The organism is Cytobacillus firmus (assembly GCF_023657595.1).
Taxonomy (GTDB): domain Bacteria; phylum Bacillota; class Bacilli; order Bacillales; family Cytobacillaceae; genus Cytobacillus; species Cytobacillus firmus_B.
In genome coordinates this window covers 3,174,263-3,194,244 of sequence record NZ_CP098323.1, presented here as the reverse complement: position 1 = coordinate 3,194,244, position 19,982 = coordinate 3,174,263, and the positions used below count along the sequence as shown (strand labels likewise).

At 41.3% G+C, this 19,982-nt stretch carries 17 protein-coding genes; 16 read left to right on the top strand and 1 reads right to left on the bottom strand.

Annotated features, from left to right (window positions below; all coding sequences use genetic code 11):
* Nucleotides 1–34: 34 nt before the first annotated feature.
* The 13 genes from NAF01_RS16095 to NAF01_RS16035 all read left to right on the top strand — a co-directional run bounded on the left by NAF01_RS16095 (nt 35) and on the right by NAF01_RS16035 (nt 15,464).
* Nucleotides 35–2,149, top strand: a complete 2,115-nt coding sequence (locus tag NAF01_RS16095; protein ID WP_226618158.1) for a glycoside hydrolase family 3 protein — start codon at nt 35–37, stop codon at nt 2,147–2,149.
* A 290-nt stretch (nt 2,150–2,439) separates the two neighbouring features.
* Complete coding sequence (locus tag NAF01_RS16090; protein ID WP_048012050.1) at nt 2,440–3,699, top strand: exo-beta-N-acetylmuramidase NamZ family protein; 1,260 nt, start codon at nt 2,440–2,442, stop codon at nt 3,697–3,699.
* 143 nt (nt 3,700–3,842) lie between these two features.
* Nucleotides 3,843–5,219 carry an N-acetylglucosamine-specific PTS transporter subunit IIBC gene (nagE, locus tag NAF01_RS16085; protein WP_226617535.1) on the top strand — a complete coding sequence of 459 codons (1,377 nt, stop codon included), beginning with the start codon at nt 3,843–3,845 and terminating at the stop codon, nt 5,217–5,219.
* 307 nt (nt 5,220–5,526) lie between these two features.
* Nucleotides 5,527–5,667 (top strand): hypothetical protein, encoded by a 141-nt coding sequence (locus NAF01_RS16080; RefSeq protein WP_156185226.1) that lies wholly within the window; start codon nt 5,527–5,529, stop codon nt 5,665–5,667.
* 162 nt (nt 5,668–5,829) lie between these two features.
* Complete coding sequence (locus tag NAF01_RS16075; RefSeq protein ID WP_226617536.1) at nt 5,830–6,264, top strand: hypothetical protein; 435 nt, start codon at nt 5,830–5,832, stop codon at nt 6,262–6,264.
* Nucleotides 6,265–6,373: 109 nt separating this feature from the next.
* Entirely contained in the window at nt 6,374–6,715 is a 342-nt protein-coding gene (locus NAF01_RS16070; protein WP_226617537.1) for a nuclear transport factor 2 family protein, read from the top strand.
* A 126-nt stretch (nt 6,716–6,841) separates the two neighbouring features.
* Nucleotides 6,842–7,717 (top strand): carbon-nitrogen hydrolase family protein, encoded by an 876-nt coding sequence (locus NAF01_RS16065; protein ID WP_163144428.1) that lies wholly within the window; start codon nt 6,842–6,844, stop codon nt 7,715–7,717.
* A gap of 3 nt (nt 7,718–7,720) precedes the next feature.
* Nucleotides 7,721–8,398 carry a GNAT family N-acetyltransferase gene (locus tag NAF01_RS16060; protein ID WP_226617538.1) on the top strand — a complete coding sequence of 226 codons (678 nt, stop codon included), beginning with the start codon at nt 7,721–7,723 and terminating at the stop codon, nt 8,396–8,398.
* A gap of 458 nt (nt 8,399–8,856) precedes the next feature.
* On the top strand, nt 8,857–10,215 hold the full coding sequence (locus NAF01_RS16055; protein WP_226617539.1) for an LVIVD repeat-containing protein: 1,359 nt from the start codon (nt 8,857–8,859) through the stop codon (nt 10,213–10,215).
* A 258-nt stretch (nt 10,216–10,473) separates the two neighbouring features.
* Nucleotides 10,474–13,440, top strand: a complete 2,967-nt coding sequence (gene fdhF / locus NAF01_RS16050; protein ID WP_226617540.1) for a formate dehydrogenase subunit alpha — start codon at nt 10,474–10,476, stop codon at nt 13,438–13,440.
* Entirely contained in the window at nt 13,433–13,999 is a 567-nt protein-coding gene (locus tag NAF01_RS16045) for a helical membrane plugin domain-containing protein (RefSeq protein WP_222499753.1), read from the top strand. The genes fdhF and NAF01_RS16045 overlap by 8 nt, the downstream gene beginning before the upstream one ends.
* 225 nt (nt 14,000–14,224) lie before the next feature.
* Complete coding sequence (locus tag NAF01_RS16040; protein WP_250800795.1) at nt 14,225–15,130, top strand: HD-GYP domain-containing protein; 906 nt, start codon at nt 14,225–14,227, stop codon at nt 15,128–15,130.
* A 13-nt stretch (nt 15,131–15,143) separates the two neighbouring features.
* On the top strand, nt 15,144–15,464 hold the full coding sequence (locus NAF01_RS16035; RefSeq protein WP_048012068.1) for a hypothetical protein: 321 nt from the start codon (nt 15,144–15,146) through the stop codon (nt 15,462–15,464).
* A gap of 159 nt (nt 15,465–15,623) precedes the next feature.
* On the opposite strand, the gene fdhD is transcribed toward NAF01_RS16035, so the two are convergent.
* Nucleotides 15,624–16,421, bottom strand: a complete 798-nt coding sequence (gene fdhD / locus NAF01_RS16030) for a formate dehydrogenase accessory sulfurtransferase FdhD (RefSeq protein ID WP_048012069.1) — start codon at nt 16,419–16,421, stop codon at nt 15,624–15,626.
* Between the two features lie 176 nt (nt 16,422–16,597).
* Here fdhD and NAF01_RS16025 point away from each other — a divergent pair, with 176 nt between their 5' ends.
* The 3 genes from NAF01_RS16025 to NAF01_RS16015 all read left to right on the top strand — a co-directional run bounded on the left by NAF01_RS16025 (nt 16,598) and on the right by NAF01_RS16015 (nt 19,965).
* The gene (locus NAF01_RS16025) at nt 16,598–16,957 is read left to right on the top strand and encodes a Na-translocating system protein MpsC family protein (RefSeq protein ID WP_035329572.1); all 360 of its coding nucleotides are present in this window, start codon (nt 16,598–16,600) and stop codon (nt 16,955–16,957) included.
* Nucleotides 16,958–17,273: 316 nt separating this feature from the next.
* Nucleotides 17,274–18,581: a coiled-coil domain-containing protein gene (locus tag NAF01_RS16020; RefSeq protein ID WP_250800794.1), complete on the top strand. Its 1,308-nt coding sequence runs from the start codon at nt 17,274–17,276 to the stop codon at nt 18,579–18,581.
* Between the two features lie 691 nt (nt 18,582–19,272).
* Nucleotides 19,273–19,965: a FadR/GntR family transcriptional regulator gene (locus NAF01_RS16015; RefSeq protein WP_048011045.1), complete on the top strand. Its 693-nt coding sequence runs from the start codon at nt 19,273–19,275 to the stop codon at nt 19,963–19,965.
* Nucleotides 19,966–19,982: the final 17 nt, after the last annotated feature.

Genomic DNA, 19,982 nt, shown 5'->3' with positions numbered 1-19,982 from the left:
CTCATATGAAAAAGCAGTAAGGACGGTGGAAGAAATGGGTAAAGTCAGCAAAGTTATGTTTATTTTCCTTCTCACAATTACACTTGCCGTTTCACAATTATGGATGGGAGGAACCTTGAAAAATGCAGCGGCAGAAAGTACAGCAAAGGATTTAATTCTCCTTGAGAATATACCCCAGGCCAGCACGGAAATCAGTGGAGATGCATTCCAATTAAAAGCGCTTCATGTATATAAAGAAGGGCATTTCATGAGAGTATCTGAAGGGCTGAAATGGAATTCCAGCAATAAAACTGCTGCAGCAGTTGATCAGTCAGGGAATATTACTTTAAGAGGGAAGCCGGGAAAAACCTTTATCAGTGTAACAGACGGAGTATATAAGGACCGTATCGCACTTCAAATAAAACCTGACCATAAAAAGGGCAGCAAAGGCAAGCCTGCTTTTAAAGTGAAAATTATAAAAGAGCATGGGAAACGGTATGACCTCATCAGCCGGGCAGTGAAAAATATGTCCATTGAAGAGAAGGTAGGCCAGATGCTGATGCCGGATTTCCGCACCTGGAAGGGACAAAATGTCACTAAAATGCTGCCGGAAATAGAAAAGCTGGTAAAAGATTATCATCTTGGCGGAGTAATATTATTCCGGGAAAATGTGGTGACAACCGCACAGACTGCCACATTGGTTTCAGATTATCAGAAAGCTGCCGATAAATTCGGCTTATTGATGACGATTGACCAGGAAGGCGGAATTGTTACACGTCTTCAATCAGGAACTGACATGCCAGGCAATATGGCGTTAGGGGCTGCCCGTTCTGAAGAAATTTCCCGCAAGGTCGGAAAGGCGATTGGGGAGGAGCTTTCATCACTCGGTATTAATATGAACTTTGCACCTGTCATGGATGTAAATAATAATCCCGACAATCCTGTAATTGGCGTTCGTTCATTTGGGGAGGACCCGCAGCTTGTTGCTGACTTGGGTGTTGCTTATACTGAAGGATTGCAATCAGCAGGTGTTGCTGCTACTGCAAAGCATTTTCCCGGACATGGAGATACAGCAGTAGACTCACATCTTGGATTGCCTGAAGTGCCTCATGATAAAGAACGTCTAAAGGAAGTTGAATTGTATCCTTTCCAAAAGGGAATGGAAGCAGGAGTGGATGCCATCATGACTGCCCATGTTACCTTCCCTAAGATTGATGACACGAAAGCAATTTCGAAAAAAACAGGTGAAGAAATCGCCGTCCCGGCCACTCTTTCCCATAAAGTGCTGACAGAACTTATGCGTGAAGAAATGGGATATGAAGGGGTCATTACAACAGATGCAATGAATATGAATGCCATCGCTGAACATTTTGGACCAGTTGACGCAGCCGTTCGTGCTGTCAAAGCTGGAACTGATATTGTGTTAATGCCTGTTGGCCTTCAAGAAGTTGCAGAAGGGCTATTGAATGCTGTGGAGAATGGAGAAATCTCGGAAAAACGCATTGAATCATCAGTTGAGCGGATTTTAACACTGAAATTAAAGCGGGGAATTGTGAAAGAAGAGACACCGCAGCCGATTGATGAAAAAATTGCAAAAGCTCTTAACGTAGTTGGATCAGAAGAACATAAACAAATAGAAAAAGAAGCAGCAGAACGTTCTATCACATTGGTGAAAAATGAAGGAGATGCACTGCCATTACAAGTATCTCCTGAGGATAAGATGGTCGTTGTCGGTAATACGTATATTACAGACTTAAAGAACGCAATGAGCAAGTTTCATGCAAACACAACGGTCATACAGACCTCAAGCTATGTATTAACGGAAGAGCAGAAGGAACAAATCAGGAATGCCAGTGCGGTTATTGTGGGCTCCTATACGTTTAATGTATCAGGACGATCACCAGATAGCGCCCAGATGAAGATGGTTAATTCCATCATTGCTGAATCAGAAGTTCCAGTTATTTCGGTTGGCATCCGTAACCCATATGACATCATGGCCTATCCGGAAGTTGATGCTTACATTGCACAATATGGCTTCAGAACGGCGAGCTTTGATGCAGCAGCAGGTGTTATCTTTGGCCAGATTAATCCTTCAGGAAAACTGCCTGTAACAATTCCAGGTACAGATGGCACTGTACTATATGAATTTGGGCATGGATTGAGCTATTAAGAAAAAACTGAAATTTTTAAAAGGCTGTTTTCTTATATTTAATTTGCTGAGTTGATTGGAGCGGAGGGCACTTGACTCCTGCGGGAAGAGAGGGAAGTGTGAGACCCCGCAGGCGAAGCCGAGGAGGCTCGCATTCCTCCCCGCGGAAAGCAAGTGCCTGGAGCGGAAATCAACGGGCTGAATTCAAAACAAAAAACAACAATCTTTGGGAAAAGTGCCTTTAGAAAGGAAGGATACATGCAGATTTGGTTCTTGTATGTATCTCATCCTTAAACAGGGAGGGGAAAATAATGAAGAAATGGTTTATGGGTTTTTTGACAATGATTCTCGTACTCTCTTCTTTAACTGTTGTGTTAGCAGATAACGGCAATGGCAGAGGAAAAGGCAAGAAAAAGAAATTCGAGCTTGGTGTTGAGGTCCTTTTAGATGAAAAGAAGGACCTCATAGAAGGAAAAAAAGTTGGCTTAATTACAAACCCGACTGGGGTCGACTCGAATTTAAACAGCATTGTTGATATTCTGCATAATGATCCGGACGTGGAGTTAACTGCGTTATATGGTCCGGAGCATGGAGTCCGCGGGAGTGCGCAAGCGGGAGAATATGTTGAGTATTATATCGATGAAAAGACAGGGCTTCCTGTTTACAGCTTATATGGAAAAACCAAAAAGCCTACCCCTGAAATGCTTGAAAATATTGACGTGCTTCTGTTTGATATCCAAGATGTCGGAACACGTTTCTACACGTATATTTACACAATGGCTTATGCGATGGAAGCAGCAAAAGAAAACAATATCCCTTTCATCGTGCTGGACAGGCCTAATCCTCAAGGTGGCACAAAGGTTGAAGGACCGGTGCTTGATATGGAGTATTCCTCCTTTGTGGGGAATTACCCGATTCCGCTTCGCCATGGGATGACTGTAGGTGAACTGGCCGAATTGTTTAATGAAGAGTTTGAAATAGGTGCAGATTTAACTGTTGTAAAGATGAATGGATGGAAGCGCAATATGTATTACGATGACACCAAACTTCCGTTTGTCATGCCATCTCCTAATATGCCAACACTCGAAACAGCGTTAGTATATCCGGGAGCGGCATTGATTGAAGGAACGAATGTTTCTGAGGGGCGCGGCACAACAAAGCCGTTTGAACTTATTGGTGCTCCATTTATCAACGCCGATGATTTGGCTGGACATTTGAACGGTCTAGATCTTCCCGGGGTAACTTTTAGAGCTGCTTCATTTACACCAAGCTTCTCCAAGCATGCAGGACAGCTTTCCCACGGGATTCAGATTCATGTTACACATCGCGATGCATTCAAGCCTGTCGAGACCGGACTTCACATTGTGAAGGCGATCCATGATATGTATCCGGAAGACTTCGAATTCCGTGCAGAGAACAGTGCTGGAATTTCATTCTTTGACAACCTGATGGGCAATGGCTGGGTACGTGAAGCCATTGAGGAAGGAAAAACTGTTGAAGAAATCTCCTCCAAATGGGAAAAGAAATTAAAACAATTCAAAATGACACGCGAAGAATATTTACTCTATTAAATTTGCAGGAAAGAACCTGGCGGAATAATGGGCCAGGTTCTTTTTTTATGACCTGTAGGGTCGGCCCAATACTGGTGCCTTGTACTGAATTAAAATGCCTGTTCATATTATGTAATAATCCATGGAGAAAGAGGTGTGTGAAAATGCTGGGGTTTTTACAGAAGATTGGCAAGTCTTTAATGCTGCCGATTGCAGTTATGCCTGCTGCTGCACTTTTGCTGAGGCTGGGACAGGATGACCTTTTAGGAATTCCATTTATATCTGCAGCCGGGAATGCTGTTTTCGGACATTTGGCTCTCTTGTTTGCCATTGGAATTGCCATCGGTTTTTCTAAGGATGGCAGCGGGGCAGCTGCCCTTGCTGGTGCAGTGGGTTATTTTGTACTGACTGAAGGTGCCGCGGCGATAAACGAAACGGTCAATATGGGTGTTTTTGGCGGAATCATTTCCGGTATTATTGCAGGGCTATTATACAATAAATATCATGATATTAAGCTGCCGGAATGGCTTGGTTTCTTTGGGGGAAAACGGTTTGTGCCGATCATCACTTCACTCGTTATGATAGTCATTGCCTTTTTGTTCGGGTATGTGTGGCCGCCGGTACAGGCAGGCATTAACAGTGTCGGCGATTGGATAATCGGTGCAGGTGCAGCGGGTGTTGGGGTCTTCGGATTCCTAAACCGTTTATTAATTCCGGTTGGTCTCCATCATATACTGAACACACTTGTCTGGTTTGAGTTCGGCGAGTTTACCAATGCAGCAGGGGATGTCATCAAAGGAGATTTATGGCGCTTTCTTGCAAAGGATCCATCTGCTGGAATCTTTATGACAGGATTCTTTCCTATTATGATGTTTGGGCTGCCTGGTGCAGCTCTTGCCATGGTTGCGGCTGCAAAGAAGGAAAGAAGGAAAGCAGTGGCAGGGGCGATGGCCGGACTCGCATTTACTTCCTTCCTGACAGGTATTACAGAGCCGATTGAATTCCTGTTTATGTTCTTATCGCCGGTTCTATATTTAATTCATGCTGCTTTGACAGGTCTGGCTATGTCCATTACCTATGTCCTGGATATTCATCATGGTTTCGGTTTCTCAGCAGGCGCCCTCGATTATATTCTGAACTTCGGCATTGCCCAGAAGCCGGTTCTGCTGGCCGGGATAGGTCTCCTATATGCCCTTCTGTATTTTGTGGTTTTTTATTTCCTGATCAAGAAACTGGATTTGAAAACACCTGGAAGAGAAGATGAGGTTGAAGGTGAATTTGAAGGAAATTCCACTTTAAAGGGCAATTATGCTGAAGCAGCAGTTGCTTATCTGGAGGCTTTGGGCGGTAAAGAAAACCTTGAAGAAATCGATAATTGTGTAACCCGCCTTCGTTTAAGGGTAAAAGATATGTCTCTTGTCGATGAAGGGGGATTAAAACAGCTGGGAGCAAAAGGGGTAATTAAGCTAAGCAAGAATAGTCTGCAGGTTATTGTTGGAACTAATGTTGAATTTCTGGCAGATGAATTGAAAAAGAAGTAAATGATAAGCTGGCTCTCCGTCATGGGGGCCAGTTTTTCTCACGGATAGTTTACATGGATACCTCTATTTTCCCTGCTTCCTCACATATTGAATAATTAGGGACCTTTAATAGTTTTATCACACCAAAATAACTTTGCGTTAAAAACCTAAAAAATCTGAATGATGGTCCTTTTCATGAAGTTATCCCCAATGGACAAGCGCCTTTTTTTTTAGTATGGGATAGTAGTTTATGCATGTCCAAATTTTAAACATAACATGTCTACGTAAGGGTTCCCTTGCTATATGATATTAAAGGGGGGATATCATCATGGTAGAACCATTAACGGTGTTAATTGTCATTCTTTTAGCCGTTGTATTACTATTGGCAAGTATTCTTGTACCATCAGCAGAAGGTGCCATCGTAGAGGCTATTTGCAGTCTATTGGGATGCTCTGCATCTGACGCTTAAATCAAATTACAAAAACCCTGGTATCCTTCCAGGGTTTTTCGTATGCAGAAAATCATCAAATATTTTTGAACCTGTATGTTTGTCCATTTCATATATATTGCAGTTTCATAGAATAGTGAATGAAAACGAAGTAGGACGGAATAGATATGGAGGAAAATAAACATGAACAATTCATTAGAAAAACCGGAAAATAATAAAAATCGGTATAACTCTGAGGCTGTAGAGAAACTTGCAGCTAACTTACTGAAGGATGAAAAAAATATCAATTTCGGATCTTTATTTAAAATGGCCAATAAGATATTAAAGGATGATTCCCTTATGGGACTGGTCGAAGAAATCTCCCAAAAGCCGTCTGAAGATAAAGATGGAGCAGCAATCGAAGAGGCTCAACACACCGAAAATAGAGAACTTCTTTCCTTGCAGAAAGAAATGAAAGCAATAAAGTCCGAGTTGAAAGCAACTCGAAAAGAGGTGGCGGAATTAAAGAAACAAAACGCTTCCCTTTTAAGTCTATATTTAAAAGTACTCAATGCAGCAAACAATGATTTTAAAAAAGGTATTGATGTTATTACAGGAATAAGCAAATTGTTAAAATAGCGACTTGATGCATTACTTTTTAGGTGTAATGCTTTTTTGTTATACAAACCTAGACTGGCATGCCATAAATCTTTAGGATAGAAAGAAAACATGGAAAGATGGTGACCATTTGGATGTAATAACAGAAAGGCTTGCTCAGCAGCAGCTAGATGCTTATAACCAGCATAACATTGATGAATTTCTGGGAGTATACAGTGATAGTGTTATAGTAATGACATTCCCAGGGGACGAAGTTATATATAGGGGAAAAGAAAAAATGAGGGAGAGGTACAGTCAGCTTTTTAGAAACAATCCGAATCAGCACGCTGAGCTGATTTCCAGAATGGTGAAAGAAAATATAGTTATTGATTATGAGTATGTAACTGGAAGAGCGGACGGCCAATCTATTTATGCGATAGCTATGTATGAAATTAAAGAGAAAAAAATTCAAAAAGTCTGGTTTGTAAAATAAAATAGTGTTAATTAAAAAATTTCGTTTTCCGATAAAAAAGTATTGTGCTCTGCAGGAAAATCATTGATAATCTTTTAAAGATAGAGTGATACTCATCTATACATTTTTCTGATGAGGGGGAGTACATTGAAAATTCGTGTATCCGCGGTGCAGTATCATCTGCACACCATTCGTTCATTTGAAGAGTTTGCCAGCCAATGTGAGCATTATATTAAAACTGCCCAGGAGTTTGGGTCTGAGTTTGTTTTATTTCCTGAATTTTTCACCACACAGCTTTTATCAATAGGAAGCGAGCAGGGAACAAGTCTGACCATTAATGAGCTGCCTGGTTTTACTGAACAATATAAAAACCTATTTTCCAATTTTGCTAAACAAACAAACATGCATATAATCGGCGGTACACACGTAATTAACAGAGATGGACGCCTATATAATGTGGCACATTTATTTTATCCGGATGGGCGGATTGAAGAGCAGGCAAAACTGCATATCACGCCTACTGAAGTCCATGAGTGGAATATGTCACCTGGTGAAGGCCTTCGTGTATTCGATACAGATAAAGGCAGAATAGCCATTCTGACGTGCTATGACATTGAGTTTCCGGAAATCGTCCGTATGGCTAAAGCCCAGGGAGCAGATGTTATTTTCTGCCCTTCCTGTACAGACGACCGTCATGGGTTCCACCGTGTCCGCTATACAAGCCATGCAAGAGCGATTGAGAATCAGGTGTATGTTGTGGTTACAGGGACTATTGGCTCCCTGCCTACTGTCGATTTTATGCGTGCCAATTTCGGGCAGGCAGCCGTCATTACACCGAATGATATTCCATTTCCGCCTAAGGGGATTATGGTGGAAGGCGAGCTGAATGACGATATGATTGTGACTGCCGATCTTGACCTTAGCCTTTTATATGAAGTCCGTGAGCGCGGTTCGGTTACGACCTGGCGGGATCGCAGAACAGATTTGTATGTAGACTGGGAAAAAGAAAATATCGAAGGATAACATATGGCATATCGAAGCGAATTTTTTGTGTTTGACGGGGATAAGCCGGTGCCGGCTGTAATCAGAAATTATACGAAAGAAGATTTCGATCAGTTAATAGACATTCAGGCAGAATGCTTTCCGCCGCCATTTCCTTCAAATTTATGGTGGAATCGTGAGCAGCTGGCAAATCATGTAGAACTCTTTCCGGAGGGTGCACTCTGTATTGAGGCTGATGGAGTATTGGCAGGGTCCTTAACCGGGCTGATTGCTGATTTTGATCCTTCACACCCACAGCATACATGGGAAGAAATAACTGACAGCGGCTATATACGCAATCATAAACCTCAAGGGAATACATTATATATTGTCGATATAAGTGTACGGCCTGGTTTCCGTAATCTAGGTCTTGGCAAACTTTTGATGCAGTCTATGTATCAGACTGTCATAAACTTAGGACTTGATCGATTGCTAGGTGGAGGACGGATGCCCGGCTATCATAAATGCGCCCATGAATTGTCCGCCGAAGACTATCTCCAGCAACTGATCGAGGGGAAAAAGAAGGATCCGGTCATTACATTTTTGCTGAGGTGCGGCAGGACACCTCTTTGTGTTGCAGAAAATTATTTAGAAGATGAAGAGTCCCTTAATTATGGCGCCTTGATGGAATGGAAGAATCCTTTTAAAGATATGCGTTTATAATTCGGCAAGAAGCCCTTTTTTTTAAGGGCTTTTTAATTTGAAGTTTAGCGGGCACACTGAAAAGGTAAAGGATATCATAATGATGTTCAAACCGAAATGAGGGATCCGTTCATGGTTGTAAAAAGAATAATTAAAGCTTTTATAGTAAAACAAGGTGCAACTATAGTAAAAAAGTATGTTGTTCCGGCAGTAAAAAGAAAGCTGAAAAGCAGGAAATAGATTTTTGCAGGCATCTTCCATTGGGAGGTGTTTTTTTTGGGACAAAAGAAATATATAATCCCTTGTAATCTAGTGATATAGGAGGGAGCATTATTTGTCTTATTATGTAGAAATAATAGGAAAAATTGTAGATATTCAAAATTCTGAATTTTCTTTAATATAGAAACTGCAGTATTTCGGGACGCTTAAATTCTAATGTGTACCGATTACATAGGCACCACAAATAAGGAGGAATTAATTTGAAGAAGAAAATCCTGATTAAAACAGCATTGGCAGGAGCGCTTGTACTCTCAGCCGGAGGCACGACAGCTCTTGCGCATGATGAATTCAGCGGAGGTATAGAAAAAGGCGATAGTCTGGCTGGTGTTGAATTAGCGGTCCCATTGCTAGAAGGCAGCAAGAATACAGGTAATCTTCAAGAAGTGGCTGCTGTTCCTCTGAAAGAAGTTAAAGAGGGGGTACAAAATTCATCGGGTGATGTTTATGCGCATAAAGGCTTTGCTTATGTAGGCACACATACAAAAAATGGCGGAGAAGGCGGTGTCCGTGTATTTGATATGAAAGATCCTTCAAATCCAGTAGAAGTGTCGTCATTCGCTCACCTTCCAGGGACCTGGCAGGAAAAAGTGATTGTGAAAACGGTGAATACAAAGCATTTCAAAGGAGACTTAGCTGCAGTCAGCGTTCAAAAGGTCGACCGCACCAACCCTGATGCAAAGGGAGGATTTGTATTATATGATGTAACAAATCCAAGAGAACCGAAAGAGCTGGGTTTCTGGGAAGATACATCGGGTGCGAGAGGAACACATGAACTTTACCTTACAGTCCAGGGGAATAATGTTTATGTGCTGACTGCAAATTGCTATGCAGATCTATACTCTCATGGGGAGAAGATGGATGTTAATATTGTAGACGTTTCAAAACCATCGTCACCTGAAACCATTTATGAATTTAATCCGCGCAATTATATTCCTGAAGTAAGTGATGAGAATTATGACGGGTATAATTGGACTGATGAAGAAGGAGTTAAAAGGGCAGCATTTGCACATAGCGTCAAAACAGATGGAACCGGGAAAACAGCCTTCCTCTCCTACTGGGATTTAGGAACAATCATGCTTGATATCAGTGATGCCAAAAATCCGGTATACCTTGGCAGAACTGATTTTGCCAACGATGTTCAGGGAGCTGCCCATTCAATGGATTTAGCTAAAGGCGGGAATGTCCTTATTGAAACAAGGGAGGTATTCGGACCTACTAGAGAGGGCTTTGAGAGTGCCTATGGGTACACCATGATTTATGATATTAAAGATAAAACGAATCCAAAGCTGCTAAGTACCTTTAGAACGGATTTCACTGAGAAGATTCCTGGTGGTGCGACAGTTCACGATCCTAAGGTCCAGGGGAACACATTGTACCTCTCCCATTATGCTGGCGGAGTAAGGACAGTAGACATTACTGATCCATCTAATCCCGAGGAAATTGGTGTCTATATTCCAAGCAAATCTAATATTTGGGGTGTATTCGTAGATCGCAATTATGTGCTTGCATCTGATATGGGTTCCGGCCTTAAAGTTCTGCAGAAGAATGGCAGCCACTAATAACTGAGAAACGGGAGTTCTCTCCATGCTGTGATGAAGCCTGATTCTTATACTGAAAGTAAAATGAAAGAGGTTCTTAGATCTCACTTGTTATCATTATGTTAAAAATGAATCCGATAAAAACAGCTGAAAATTTCAGCTGTTTTTTCTGTTGTCTTTTTTTAAGAATGCAAGGGCAAGTCAGCCAATATCATTTACTAAACGTTTAACTTTTTTCAGCAAGGGTACTGAAAACCAAGAAACTGATTCATTGAAAGGATGATAGATTTGCCGCCATCACTAAATATAAAGATAAATGGGATAGAAATGAAGGCAGAACAGGATCAAACCGTTTTGCAGTTATTAAATGACAGCTCGATCGAAATTCCTCAGGTCTGCTTCCATCCCAGCCTGGGAGCAATAGAAACCTGTGATACCTGCATTGTTTCCGTGAATGGAGAACTTGTGCGGTCATGCTCCACGAAAATTAAAGATGGAGACATAATCGATACGGTGGAACCTGATGTAAAACAGGCACAGACTATTGCCATGGATAAAATTCTCTTTAATCATGAGCTGTATTGTACGGTTTGTGACTATAACAACGGGGGATGTGAAGTACATAATACGGTTAAGGCGATGAAAATCAATCATCAAAGCATCCCGTTTGATCATAAGCCATATGAAAAGGATGAATCTCACCCATTTTACAGATATGATCCGGATCAGTGCATTCTTTGCGGCAGATGTGTGGAAGCCTGTCAGGATGTCCAGGTTACTGAAACCCTAACAATTGATTGGGAGAGACAGAGACCAAGAGTTATATGGGATAATGATGTGCCCATTAACGAGTCCTCCTGTGTTTCCTGTGGACACTGCTCCACTGTTTGTCCGTGTAATGCCATGATGGAAAAGGGGATGGAAGGCGAAGCAGGGTTTCTGACTGGCATAGCCAAAAACACCCTTCGTCCAATGATCGAAATCACTAAAAATGTTGAAACAGGATATGGCTCCATTCTGGCGATATCCGATATGGAAGCTGCTATGCGGGAAGAGAAAATTAAAAAGACCAAAACCGTCTGCACATATTGCGGGGTCGGCTGCAGCTTTGACGTATGGACAAAAGGCCGCGAAATATTGAAGGTTGAACCTCAGGCAGAAGCGCCCGCCAATGGCATTTCTACATGTGTAAAAGGGAAATTTGGCTGGGACTTTGTAAATAGTGAGGAACGTTTAACCAAACCGCTAATCAGGGAAGGCGATTCATTTCGTGAAGCAGAATGGGACGAAGCTCTAAATCTGATTGCCCGGAAATTTACAGAAATCAAAGAAAAGCATGGCCCGGATGCGCTAAGCTTTATTACTTCTTCTAAATGCACCAATGAAGAATCGTATCTCATGCAGAAGCTTGGCAGGGCAGTTGTAGGAACGAACAATATTGATAACTGTTCAAGGTATTGCCAGACTCCGGCAACGGTAGGCTTATTCCGAACTGTTGGATATGGCGGTGATGCAGGTTCTATAGAAGATATTAAAAACGCCGAATTAGTGCTGATAATCGGCTCTAATACATCGGAATCCCACCCGGTTCTTTCCACCAGGGTGAAACGATCCCAGAAGCTTAACGGCCAGAAAGTAATCGTGGCTGACTTGAGGGAACACGAAATGGCAGAGCGTTCGGATCTGTTTGTGCGTCCTAGAGCCGGTACTGATATGGTATGGCTTTCTGCCATTACGAAATACATTATCGATCAGGGCTGGGCGGATGAGAAGTTTCTTCAGGAAAAAGTGAACGGACTGGAGGAATTTGTATCAAATCTGGAGAAATATACGCTGGAATTTGCAGAAGAAACAACCGGTATCTCCAGAGACAATCTAATCAAAATGGCTGAAATGATTCATGAAGCCGAAAGTGTTTCTGCATTATGGGCAATGGGTGTCACGCAGCATCTAGGAGGCAGTGATACAAGCACAGCCATTTCAAATCTCCTGCTAGTAACCGGCAATTACGCTAAGTCTGGTGCAGGTGCATATCCATTAAGGGGCCATAATAATGTACAGGGGGCAGGAGATTTCGGAAGCAGTCCTGATAATTTGCCTGGTTACCAAAAGGTGTCAGATCCTGATGTGAGAAGGAAGTTCGAAAATGCCTGGGGTGTAAAGCTTCCTGAAAAAGCCGGAATGAATAATCACGAGATGGTAGAGGGAGTTCATGAGGGGCAGCTGAAAGCGATGTACCTGAAGGGCGAAGATATGGGGCTTGTGGATTCCAACATCAATTATGTGCAGGCAGCATTTGAGAAGCTTGATTTCTTTGTCGTCCAGGATATTTTTCTATCCCGTACAGCTGAGTTTGCAGATGTTGTTCTCCCGGCAAGCCCAAGTCTGGAAAAGGAAGGGACATTTACGAACACAGAAAGAAGAATCCAGCGTCTGTACAAGGCGTTTGAGCCCCTTGGAGATTCAAAGCCGGATTGGCAGATTATTACTGAAGTTGCGAATCGCTTAGGAGCAGACTGGACGTATACACATCCTAGCGAAGTAATGGCCGAAGCAGCAAAGCTTATGCCTCTATACGCTGGCGTTACCTATGATAGATTGGAAGGATACAATAGTCTGCAATGGCCTGTCGCTGAGGACGGAACTGACACTCCACTCCTCTATACGGATGGCTTCCCGTTCCCGGATGGCAAGGCAAGACTTTTTCCGGTAGATTGGACTCCTGCTCTTGAATTCCCGGCGGAATATGATATCCATGTCAATAATGGCCGTCTCCTGGAGCATTTCCATGAAGGGAATATGACATATAAGTCAAAAGGAATCAGCTCTAAAACACCGGAAGTGTTCCTTGAGGTATCACCGGAGCTGGCAAAGGAGCGAGGCTTGAAAGACGGCACGCTTGTTCGACTGACTTCACCGTATGGCAATGTTAAAGTTAAATGCCATATAACCGACAGGGTAAAAGGAAAGGAAGTTTACCTTCCTATGAATGATAGAGGAGACGCGGCCATAAATTTATTAACAAGCAGCTATGCCGACAAGGATACTGATACACCGGCATATAAGGAAACAAAGGTAAAGCTTGAAATTCTGAGAGAAGAAGGCAGCAATCCACTTCCTAGAATTAATCACCGCTATGGCAATCCGCAGCCGCAAATAGGTGTAAATGTCCAAAAGAAATGGGCAAGGAAAGATTATATTTTCCCGGGAGAATTGGTGAAAAAGGAGCGGAAGCAGCATGGCTAAAGCGATTAATAACATCAAGCGTTTTGAATTGTCACCCGAGGATAAACGAAAAAAAGACCTGGAAGAAGTGGAGAATGCCCTCATAGAAAATAAGGAACCTATACTTGAGCTTCTGACAGCGGTCGGACATATGCATGATCGGGGAGTTCTCTCATTATTGAATGGCCTGTTTGGACAGGGAGATAAAGTTTTGAATGTCCTTGTTAAAGCATTAGACAAACCGGAAGCTACAAATACAATAAAAAACCTGCTTCTTATGGTTGGAACCCTCGGTACTATAAATGTCCAGCAGCTTGAACCCTTGCTGTTAAAATTAAATTCAGGTATTGCAAGAGTGGCGGAATACAAAGATACTGATGAAAAAACAAGCTATTTTGATCTTGTTAAGGCATTGAAAGATCCGGAAGTCAATCGGGCAGTTACCCTCCTGATCACCTTTTTAAAAGGAATGGGCGAAGATACAAGCGCCATGGAAAGGAACACCCAGCTTCCAGAAGATCAGAAATTGCACAAAATGGAAAATAACGAAAGTGATGTTCCTCCAAACAAGAGAGAATGAAAGCAAGCCAGTGACCGCTAATCAGGTCACTGGCTTTTTATTATATAACATAATAAAAATAGGTATATAGACTCAAATTTTTACAATATTATCTTATAAACCAAAAATATAGCAGAATTTTGTGGAAAAATGGAAAACCATATACTAGAATTGCAATAAGGATAGATAAATAGGTATACCCAATACATACATCATTTGAGAAGGTATTAGAAAGAGGGTAATGAAGTGGGCATCATAAATGAAGGTAGTTTCATTGAAACAGTCCACATGAAAGGGTTGCAAATCTCCCTGATTGCTTCGGGGGATGGGACAGAGGTTATTTATCATAGGCTGGAGCCAGATGCAAGGTGGGGACTGGAACCGTTAGAAGGCGGTGAAACGCTGGAATATCTTCATATGCTTTCCGGTGAACTGCTATTAAAAGATTCTAATGGAGAAAAAACGCTAAGACCCGGTGATTCGTTCCAAAGATGTCCTGTAACTGAACATCATATTTTTCAATCAATAGGTCAATCTGAATTTTTATATGTAACCTCTAATCCAGTATTTCATTACTATAGCAAAGTGACAAATGAATTAAGAGATTTGGTCATATCAATTGAAGAAAAAGATGGATATACAAGTGACCATTGCGATCGAATTACAAAAATGTCAATGCTCATGGCTGACGCGCTTGATTTAAATTCCCGGCAAATTTTAAAACTTAATCTTGCTGCATTCTTGCATGATATAGGAAAAGTAAAGGTGCCCGTTGAGATTCTTCAAAAACCGGGTAAATTAACCTCTGATGAGTGGGATTTAATGAAACAGCATTCGACGTTTGGACGCGAAATATTGCAAGAAACAGGTCTGCCGAGTTTAATAGAAGCAGGCGAAGTGGTAGAGCAGCATCATGAAAGATTTGATGGAACAGGATATCCCAAAGGACTTAAAGGGGATGAAATTGCAATCGAGGCTGCCATTATTTCTGTTGTAGACTCATTTGATGCAATGACTACTGATCGTGTTTATCAGAAAGGCAGAAGTGTACTTGAAGCAATAGATGAACTTATACAAAATCGGGGTACCATGTACAATCCAGAGATCGTTGATACATTTATTAAAATAAAAGAAAAATTAGTGAAAATTTAAAGGGGGAATAATAATGAAGAAAGCAGCAATTGTTCTATTAAGTTTGATGTTAGTACTTGTTTTCAACGCGAAGACGTCAGAGGCTGCATATTTACCTGAATATGATAAATATGTAGAAGTATCGTATCAAGAAGCTAGGTATATAGCTGATTTAATGGGGTTACAGGGCTATGAATTAGGTGAAGAAACAGCAAGATTGTCATTTGAATTGCAGGAAGGATTAATAGCAAAGATCGAGAAAGTCCTCAGAACGGAAATTGACCATTATTACATCTGGTTAACCGTGGATGGCGAAACGGTTCTGGGTATAGATCCTCCACATCCAATGTTTTAAGAGAGGGCAAGTCAAAGAACAGCTTTGACTTGCCTTTTTTTTAAAGGATTTCTAACACATATATACGCTTAATACATTTGTATATTCAAATTTTCAGCATAAATGTGAACTGAATTTAGATCCTTTTTAAATGAAAAAGAGGGTGTCAGCCCCCTCTTTTTAATCTTCCTCCCCTGAAACGATCCTTTCAGAATGAGAATAAACATTAAAAGCCTGACCTCGAATAAAGCCAACCGCTGTAATATTTAGGTCTTCAGCCAGCTTGATGGCTAAATCAGTCGGTGCTGATTTTGATAGGATGATGCCAACTCCAATTTTGGCTGCTTTTAGCAGGACTTCCGAAGAGATTCTGCCGCTGAATGCAATGACTTTATCTCTTACAGAAATCCTGTTTTCAATGCAATAACCAAGGATTTTATCCAGTGCATTATGCCGGCCAATGTCTGTTCTGCTGACAATCATTTCATCTGCAGAAAATAAGGCGGCATTATGTACTCCTCCGGTTTCTTGAAAAATCAGACTGCCATCCTGAAGCTGTTTCATAAAAGAGATGCACTGGCTGGGAGACAAGGTCAGCTTTGATGTAGAAGTTCTGGCTGTCCTGGCATCATTGTGAAAATAAAATTGCCTGCTCTTTCCGCAGCATGAACCAATAAACCGCTTGGAGTGGAATTCATGGCTTGCTGTAGAAGTTTGGGTATGCAGCTCTACATATGCAAAACCTTTGCTTTCATCTATTTGAATATCCTTGATTTCTTCAAATCTCCTGATAAAGCCTTCAGAAGCCAAAAAGCCGATTGTTAATTCCCGAATATTCTCTGGGCTGCAGACCATTGTTGCGAACTCTTCTCCATTTAGGTGAATGGTGAGAGGGTGTTCAGAAACAATTGAATCATCTGCTTCCTGCAAAACTCCATTCTGAAATCTGACAATTTTTCTGCTGCTTTGAATATCCATTAATTTTCCCCCTAAAACCTTTCGACTGACAAAATATTAGCATAAAATTTCAGTTAACAAGAAATTTAGATTGTTTAGTTTGACAATAATTGTATTAATTGATTAACTTATTAAAGTGTATACAGACTTGTATAAATGAGATTATACATGAAATTAGAGTTTATGAGGGCTGGAATATGAACAAATATGAAGCTGAATTCAGTAACTTAGTGCGCTCCTTCCGGAAAAAGCATATGGGCAAAGGACCAAGCAAGGTTAGGACCACGTTCTGCAAAAATTGGGCTATTTGTGAAATGGAAGGGAATTTATCTCCTGTAGAAAAGTTTATAGCGAGTGCAGACGAAGGGAAACAAATGCTTCGGGCTGCCAGAACAGAAATGGTCAAGGAAATGTATAAAAAGAATCGGCCGGCAGAAATGGAAGATTTTTTGCAGGCAAGGCTAATAGACCTTTTTGTGGACATTGATATAGAACGGGATTTTGGAATGTCAGTATTTGTATTCGATCAGGACATTCAAAGCAAGTTTATGGAATAAAAAGACTGAAATCTGGAAGATATATTCTGGATTCCAGTCTTTTTTATTTTTTTGGTATCCTTCTTACAACTCACGTTGGATACCTTCATATGTGTAAAATAAGGAATTATGTCACATTAGAATGGCGAAAAAAGGGGTTTAATGTCACGTTTGAAATATTTTTGTAATATTACTCTAACAAGTCTGTCAAATAAGGATGGTATAATCCTCCATGGAAAGACAAATTTACTAGAGACAAAACTGAAAAGATATACATAGATAAATAGTTTGATATACGGCTGTTTAATAGACCGAGTACATATTAGAAAGCAGGGTAATGACTTTGAAAAAAAGACTCCTCGTTTTAAATACGACAATTATTCTTGGGCTTGGAAGTGCTTTTTCAATCCCGGGAGTAAATGCTGAATCAATTAATAAGCTCGAGAATCAAAAAAGCCAAATCCAGCAGCAACGCTCTAATTTGCAGGCTACATTGGCTGAAGCTGATAAGGAATTGGTAAGTGTACTTGAAGAAATTGCAGAGTTAAATGCTAAAATTACTAAAGTTGAAAAAGCAATTGAAGATAATAATAAATTAATAGCAGAAACGGAAACTAATATTACTGATACAAAAGCCGAAGTAGAAAAATTGAAGGAAGAAATGGCGATCATCGAGGATAGAATTGAAAAGAGAAGTGCTATACTGAAGCAGCGTGCACAATCTTTCCAGGAAAGCGGCGGATCGGTTGCATACCTGGATGTTCTTCTTGGTGCTTCCAGTTTCAGTGATTTCGTTGACCGTGTCGGAGCAGTAACTACATTTGTTCAGGCAGACAAGCAATTACTGGAAGAACAGGAACAGGATAAAAAAGCTTTTGAAGAAAAGAAGGCTTCAGTAGAAGAAGAGCTTGCGGGATTAACAAGCATGATGACTGAGTTAAAGGGCATGCAGGCTACTATGGAAGAGCAAAAACAGCAAAATAGCTCATTAATCCAGCAATTAAAAGAAAAGGAAAACTCTATTGCTGATAAAAAGGCAAAGCTGCAGAGTGAAGATGTTAAATATGCATCATTGATTGCTCAAATCGAACAAAGCATTGCGGCCCAGACAGCACCGGCAGCTCAATCTGTACCGGCAGCCCAGTCAGTGGCTTCAGCACCATCAGACTCAGCTGCAGTGAATAAGCAAAAACCTGCTGCCCAAAAAACAAAAGGTTCCAGCACGTCTGCTCCAAAGCCAAGCGTTAATGGCGGAAGCGCAATCAGCATTGTTACGACTGCAGGCAATAAATATATCGGTAATTCTGTTTATGTGTTTGGCGGCGGCAGAAATGCTTATGATATCGCAAATGGAAGATTTGATTGCTCAGGCTTTGTACACTGGTCATTCTCCCAGGCAGGAATCAGTGTCGGAGCTAGCACAGATTCTCTTAAATTTGCCGGACGCCAGGTTTCAGCAAGCGAGATGAGAGCGGGAGATCTTGTTTTCTTTGATACCTACAAAAGGGATGGCCATGTAGGCATTTACCTCGGCGGCGGTAAATTTATCGGTTCCCAAAGCTCTACGGGAGTTGCGATTGCAAATATGTCAAGCGGCTATTGGAAAACTAAGTTTAACGGCCGTGTTGTACGCATTATAGAATAGTGAAATGAACCTGACTTCCATGTGAAATTTGGAAGTCAGGTTTTTTTTGATCCTATCTGAGTTAGAGGTAGAAACAGGTTCGGACTCAAGTTATCGAATTTGCAGCTCCTGAGTCCGAAGTAGAACCAAGTTCAGACTTAAATTTCAAGATTTGACCTGTCAGAGTCAGAAGTTACTCTAAGTTCGGACTCAGTTTACAAGATTTCCACTATCTGAGTCAGAAGTTACTCCAGGTTCGGACTCAGTTTACAAGATTTCCTCCATCTGAGTCAGAAGTTACGCCAAGTTCGGACTCAGTCTCCTATATTCCCTCTATTTGAGTCAGAAGTTACGCCAGGTTCGGACTCAGTTTACAAGATTTCCTCTATCTGAGTCAGAAGTTACTCCAAGTTCGGACTCAGTTTACAAGATTTCCTCCATCTGAGTCAGAAGTTACTCCAAGTTCGCACTCAATCTCCTATATTCCCTCTATTTGAGTCAGAAGCTACGCCAGGTTCGGCCCTCATCTCCTAGATTTCCTCCACATGAGTCGGAATTTGCCCCCAGCGCCCAAACAAAAACCCTATCCATATCGCAAATTTTTAATAAATTCAAAATATTTTATTGATTATTACAATTAAGCATGATTAAATAGTAAATAACAAACAACTTATCAGATATGTGATGTCTGCAAAGAAAGGGGGGCGTTAGGATGAATGTGAAAAAGATTTCAACACGCAAAATTTCTGAGATTGCTGCTGAGCAAATTGAAGATATGATTGCCAAAGGATCCTTTAAACCTGGGGATAAGCTTCCTTCAGTAAGAGAGCTGTGCGAATTATTCGGCGTAGGACGGTCAGCTGTAAGAGACGCCCTAACCTCTTTGCAGGGCAAAGGAATTGTGCAGGTTAAGCAGGGAGAAGGCACTTATATAACCAGGTTTGATTCTTCTAAGCTGTTTATCAATCCGCATTTGCATCCGGACATAAAAGACATCCAGGAGTTGTTCCAGGCAAGAAAAATGGTGGAAACAGGGCTTGCTGAAATGGCAGCTGCAAATCGGTCGGATAAAGATTTGGCAATGATGAAGACGCTGATTTCCGATGCAGCCATACATGGATGGGAGGAGGATTACCAGTTTCATATGGCGATTGCCCGTGCAGCAGGTAATGATATCCTTATCCAATTTGTGCAGTTCATTTCTGAAACATTAAAAAAGTCCATGATTGATTTTCACCATTACCTCGAAACACGGGCTGACATTGCGAGGAAAATTGAAGAGCAGCATTTGGAGATCTATTTGTCTATTAAAAATCAGCAGCCGGATCAGGCACATAAGAACATGGTTGACCATTTAGAATTGGTTGAGAAACTATTGCAGATGAGTATCCTTCAGGAGCAATGATGTTTTTTTGATTAATA